Genomic DNA, 5,726 nt, shown 5'->3' on the forward strand with positions numbered 1-5,726 from the left:
GGGTGCGGGGCCGTGGCCAGGTAAGGGTGACGTGTCGAGACGCCGGTGGTGTTGACCGGTAACTATGTCGACACATACGTTGCAGCTGGAGGAGAAAGCGCTTGCTGTCACCGGCCTGTCCGGAGCCAACAGGCGTTGCCGGCGTCTGACGTCCCGTCCGATGGAGTGCTGATCAGGTCCATGTCCACACCCAGCAACGCACAGAGTCCCGACCCCGCCCAGAACCCGGACCCGAGCACGCCCCCGGGCGGCCCGAACCGCCCCGCGAGCCCGCTGAACGGCCGTCGTGTCCGTGCCGCGATCATCGGCACCGGTGCCATCGCCCGTGGCTCCCACCTGCCCGCCCTCGCCCAGCTCGCCGAGGAGGGCGAGACGGAGGTGGTCGCCGCGGTCGACATCGACGCCGACGCGGTGAAGGCGTTCTGTGAAGCGGGGGGCGTTCCGCACGCGTATACCGATCTGGACCGGATGCTGGCGGAACAGCGGCCCGACCTGGTCAGCATCTGCACCCCTCCGACACTGCACCGGGAGCAGACCGTGGCCGCGCTGCGGGCCGGAGCCTGGGTGTGGTGCGAGAAGCCGCCCGTGCCCACGCTCGCGGACTTCGACGCCGTGGAGGCGGAGGAGGGCGCCGACGGCGGACCGTACGCCTCGATCGTCTTCCAGCACCGCTTCGGCTCGGGCTCGCGGCACGTACGGCGGCTGATCGCCGAGCAGGCCATGGGGCGCCCGCTGGTGGCGCACTGCCAGACCACCTGGTACCGCGACGCCGCCTACTACGCGGTGCCCTGGCGCGGCCGCTGGCAGAGCGAGGGCGGCGGGCCCGCGATGGGCCACGGCATCCACCAGATGGACCTCCTGCTCGACCTGCTCGGACCGTGGAGCGAGGTGCGGGCCATGGCGGGGCGCCTGGTCCACGACGTGGAGACCGAGGACGTCACCACCGCACTCGTCCGCTTCGAGAACGGCGCGATGGCCACCATCGTGAATAGTGTGCTCAGCCCCGACGAGGTCAGTCGCATCCGCATCGACTGCGAGCGCGCCACCGTCGAACTGACCCACCTGTACGGCCACAGCAACGACAACTGGCGCATCACCGCCGCCCCGGGGGTCCCGAAGACCGAGGCGGCCGCCTGGCAGGACTTCGGCGCGGACGTGCCGAGTTCGCACCAGGAGCAGCTGCGGGACCTGGTCGCCGCCATGCGCGCGGGGGAGCGGCCGCGCAGCAGCGGCGCCGACGGCCGGACCAGCCTGGAGCTGATCACCGCGATCTACAAGTCGGCGTTCACCGACACGACCGTGCGGGCCGGTGAGATCGGGCTCGGTGACCCGTACTACACCGCCATGCACGGGGGAGCCCCCGGCTGGGCGCCCGTGGTGACACCGGCGTCGGAGACCGCCCCGAGCGAGGAGATCCCGGCATGACGTTCCACGAGGGACTGCGCATCGTCCACGCCCACGGCGACCGCATCACGGTCACCGAACCCACCACCGGCGTCGAGCTGTTCGCCTACGTCTACAAGCCGGAGGCGGCCTGGGAGGCCCCGAAGCCGTATCTGCACCCGATCCGGACCCTGGCGGGCGACGTCGTCACGGACTACCGGCCCAACGACCACCGCTGGCACAAGGGCCTGCAGCTGACGGCCTCGCACCTGTCCGGCCAGAACCTGTGGGGCGGCAACTGCTACGTCCACGGTGAGGGATACCTCGAACTCCCGGAGCGGGTGGGCTCGATGGCCCACGTCGGCTTCGACGAGGTCGCATCGGACGGTGCCCGGGTCGTGATCGCCGAGCGGCTCACCTGGCACCCGTACACCGGGGAGCTGTGGGCCGACGAGGAGCGCCGGATCGAGGTCCACGACGTCGATCCGGTGGCGGGTTCCTGGGCGCTGACCTGGACGAGCGCCATCACGAACCGCCGCGACGAGCCGCTGCGCTTCGGCAGCCCCACCACCGCGGGCCGCGAGATGGCCGGCTACACGGGCCTGTTCTGGCGCGGCCCGCGGGCCTTCCGGGACGGGCGGATCATCGGGCCCGACTCCGAGGGCCCCGAGCTGATGGGCGAGCAGGCGCCCTGGCTCGCCTACTCGGGGGAGCTCGACGTCACCGACGGGCACGCCACGCTCGTCTTCGCCCACGCCCCCGAGAACGACCACGCGGGCGCCGGGGGCACCCACCCGGCCCACTGGTTCGTCCGCAACGAGCCCTTCGCCGCGGTCGCCCCCTCCTGGTCCTACTTCGAGGAGCTGGAGCTCGCTCCCGGCGACACGCTCACCCGCCGCTACCGGGTCGTGGTGGCCGACGGGGCGTGGGAGCGGGACGAGATCGCCAAGTACCTGGAGGAGCACCCGTGGTGAGCCGCGACGAGGAGAACCGGATGGAGTTCACCGGACTGCCGGGAGCCGTCGCCGTCTCGCACCTGTCCGTCTACGACTGGCCCGCGGCGGACGGGGTGTGCGGCGGAACTCCCCATATGCACCTGACCTGTTCGGAGGCGTACGTCGTCACGGGCGGGAGCGGCGCGGTGCAGACCCTCACCACGTCCGGGTACGAGGTCACGCCCCTCGTGCCCGGCACGGTCGCCTGGTTCACGCCCGGCACCATCCACCGGCTGGTGAACGAGGACGACCTGCGCATCACGGTGCTGATGCAGAACAACGGGCTCCCCGAGGCGGGCGACGCCGTGCTGACCCTGCCGCCGGAGTACCTCACCGACCCGGAGACGTACGCCGCCGCCACGGCCATCCCGGCCGACGTGCCCGAGAAGGAGCAGGAGCGGATCGCCCGCGCCCGGCGCGATCTCGCCCTGCAGGGCTACCGGGCGCTGCGCGACGCCGACTCACCCGAGCCGCTGGCCGCCTTCCACCGGGCCGCGGCCGCGCTGGTACGGCCCCGGCTCGCCGACTGGCGGGCGCGCTGGCAGCGAGGTGCCCAGGCGGCCGCCGCGGCCACGGGGGACCAGCTCGACCGGCTGGACCGGGGCGACCTGTCCCATCTCTCCGATGCCGTGGTGAAGTCCGAACAGCCCGCCGCGTACGGCAAGTTCGGGATGTGCGGGCGGCTCGACGTCTACAAGGGGACGTCCTGACGGGCCTCGTGGGGAGTTCCTGAGGGGCTGGGCGTCGGGTTCAGTGCCCGCGCAGGTGGTGCCGCTTGCGCCAGGCGATGACCGCGCCGATCAGGGCCGGCACCGCGATGACCGCCATGGCGATCAGAAAGGCGGGTGAGGTCGGCGACGAGGCGCGGGCGCCGGCGACGACGTAGGCGGCGGTGTTCGGGATCGAGCCGAGCGCCGTCGCGAGCAGGAACGGCAGCCAGCCCATGCGGGAGAAGGACGCACAGTAGTTCGCCGCCCAGAACGGCACCCCGGGAAACAGCCGGCACACCATCATCGATCGGAAGCCGTGCCTGCTGAGCTGGCGGTCGGCCGCCTTCAGGAAGCGGGCGCGCAGCAACGGGCGCAGCGCGTCCTGCCCGAGGATCCGGCCGAGGCCGAACGCTATCCCGGCCCCGAGGACCGTGCCCGAGAGGGCGGCTCCCAGGCCGAGCTGCGAGCCGAAGAGGGCGCCCGCCGCGAGGTTGAGCAACGGCCGGGGGACGAACGCGACCGTGCACAGTCCGTACGCCACCGCGAACACCACGGCCGCCGCGGCGCCGCCGAGCTGAGGCGGCCAGCCGTCGGCCAGCAGCCGCTGCGGCTCGAACAGCAGCACGCTCGACGCGGCCGTCGCCAGCAGCGCGACGAGCAGTGCGAACCGCGACCACGGCGAGAGCAGCACTCTGGTGCAGCGCGCGGCGAGACCGGTCGGCGCCACAGGGGTGACGGTGGCCGGGACGACGGCGAGCTCCGCTGCGGTGGCCTGGGGAACGGCCGTGGCGGTGCCTCCAGAGCGGGTGGTGGCATCGAGCATTCGGCGACAGTAACCGACCAATGTGAGTGATCGCCGTACGGTTCGTCTCATCGGCGTCACAGGAGGGGGAACAGTCGGAAACCCCCAGGCGGGTGTCGTACGGTCTCCTCGTGGGCCTCGCGTTGACACGAATCACCGGCGCGTACAGCGCGGAGGGCGGGGCCGTCCACAGCTGCCGGGCGCGCGTACCCGCGGTACGTCATGACCTCACCGGGTCTGACCAGGCTCGACGGTCCGGCCCTGCCGGGCGGGGCGCTCGGCCGGACGTACTCAGTCCTGCCGGACACCACCGCGGGACGCGGCGCGGGCACGGGCCGTTCCCGAAGCGCGTGCCGAACCTGCACGTAGACGAGTTCCGAGCGTTCATGTGAAGCATCTCTCGTCCGGCACCGGCCCCATCGCCCCACCGGAAAACCATTCGACGGGGACGACCCGGTCGGCGATTATCGACCACATGGTCCGGCACGCCTTCGTCCTCGCAGCATCCGCGGCAGTCGCGGATGCCCCGAAGGCTGCCCTTCTGATCATCGCGGCCGCCGCAGACGGCGCCCGAAGCTGACCCTTCCCGGATCGTCCGGCGGACCCCGCAGGGGGAGGGTCGGCAAGTCCTCGGGGTCCCCGTCCCGGCCGCGTTCTGGCGCCGGGGCCATCACTCAGCGTCATCACTGAGAGGCTTCGAGGTACCGCCATGCCCAAGACGGCTTACGTCCGCACGAAACCGCACCTGAACATCGGCACGATGGGTCACGTCGACCACGGCAAGACCACCCTGACCGCCGCCATCACCAAGGTCCTCGCCGAGCGCGGCTCAGGAACGTTCGTGCCGTTCGACCGCATCGACCGGGCCCCGGAGGAGGCGGCGCGCGGCATCACGATCAACATCGCGCACGTCGAGTACGAGACCGACACCCGGCACTACGCGCACGTCGACATGCCCGGCCACGCCGACTACGTCAAGAACATGGTCACCGGCGCCGCGCAGCTCGACGGGGCGATCCTCGTCGTCTCCGCGCTCGACGGGATCATGCCGCAGACCGCCGAACACGTGCTGCTCGCCCGGCAGGTGGGCGTCAACCACATCGTGGTGGCGCTCAACAAGGCCGACGCGGGCGACGAGGAGCTCACCGACCTCGTCGAGCTGGAGGTCAGGGAACTGCTCACCGCGCACGGCTACGGGGGCGACTCCGTACCCGTCGTACGGGTCTCCGGGCTCAAGGCGCTTGAAGGCGACCCCCGTTGGACGGCGGCCGTCGAGGCCCTGCTCGACGCGGTGGACACGTACGTGCCCATGCCCGAGCGGTACCTCGACGCGCCGTTCCTGCTGCCGGTCGAGAACGTGCTCACCATCACCGGTCGCGGCACGGTCGTGACCGGCGCCGTCGAGCGGGGCACGGTCCGCGTCGGCGACCACGTCGAAGTGCTCGGCGCCGGGCTGGAGACCGTGGTCACCGGCCTGGAGACGTTCGGCAAGCCCATGGACGAGGCGCAGGCCGGGGACAACGTGGCGCTGCTGCTCCGGGGTGTGCCGAGGGACTCCGTCCGGCGCGGGCATGTCGTGGCGGCGCCCGGCAGTGTCGTACCGCGTCGGCGCTTCAGTGCGCGGGTGTATGTGCTGTCGGCGCGTGAGGGTGGGCGTACGACGTCCGTTGCCACGGGGTATCGGCCGCAGTTCTACATCCGTACGGCGGATGTGGTGGGTGATGTCGACCTTGGTGAGGTGGCGGTGGCGCGGCCCGGTGACACGGTCACGATGACGGTGGAGCTGGGGCGGGACGTTCCGCTGGAGGCCGGGCTCGGGTTCGCCATTCGTGAGGG

General features: G+C 71.8%; 5 protein-coding genes. 4 read left to right on the forward strand and 1 reads right to left on the reverse strand.

All coding sequences use genetic code 11. The features are described from left to right. The first annotated feature begins 180 nt into the window (after positions 1–180). Genes FNH08_RS42985 through FNH08_RS42995 form a run of 3 tightly spaced genes read left to right on the forward strand, consistent with a single transcriptional unit; the run spans position 181 to position 3,088 of the window. Entirely contained in the window at positions 181–1,425 is a 1,245-nt protein-coding gene (locus tag FNH08_RS42985) for a Gfo/Idh/MocA family protein (protein ID WP_152776943.1), read from the forward strand. Beyond that, a complete protein-coding gene (locus FNH08_RS42990) occupies positions 1,422–2,357 on the forward strand; it encodes a DUF6807 domain-containing protein (RefSeq protein ID WP_152776944.1) in 936 nt (311 codons plus the stop codon). Before FNH08_RS42985 ends, FNH08_RS42990 begins: the two co-directional genes overlap by 4 nt. Before the next feature lie 20 nt (positions 2,358–2,377). After that, positions 2,378–3,088, forward strand: a complete 711-nt coding sequence (locus FNH08_RS42995; RefSeq protein WP_152776948.1) for a cupin domain-containing protein — start codon at positions 2,378–2,380, stop codon at positions 3,086–3,088. Between the two features lie 40 nt (positions 3,089–3,128). Here FNH08_RS42995 and FNH08_RS43000 read toward each other — a convergent pair whose 3' ends face one another. Next, positions 3,129–3,911, reverse strand: a complete 783-nt coding sequence (locus tag FNH08_RS43000; RefSeq protein WP_152776945.1) for a TVP38/TMEM64 family protein — start codon at positions 3,909–3,911, stop codon at positions 3,129–3,131. A 688-nt stretch (positions 3,912–4,599) separates the two neighbouring features. Between FNH08_RS43000 and tuf the strand changes: the two genes are divergently transcribed. Then, positions 4,600–5,726, forward strand: a 1,127-nt coding sequence (tuf, locus tag FNH08_RS43010) for an elongation factor Tu (protein WP_152776947.1), incomplete at its 3' end; no start/stop codon positions are given.

Origin of the sequence: Streptomyces spongiae (genome assembly GCF_009377185.1) — a bacterium.
Classification (GTDB): Bacteria; Actinomycetota; Actinomycetes; order Streptomycetales; family Streptomycetaceae; genus Streptomyces; species Streptomyces spongiae.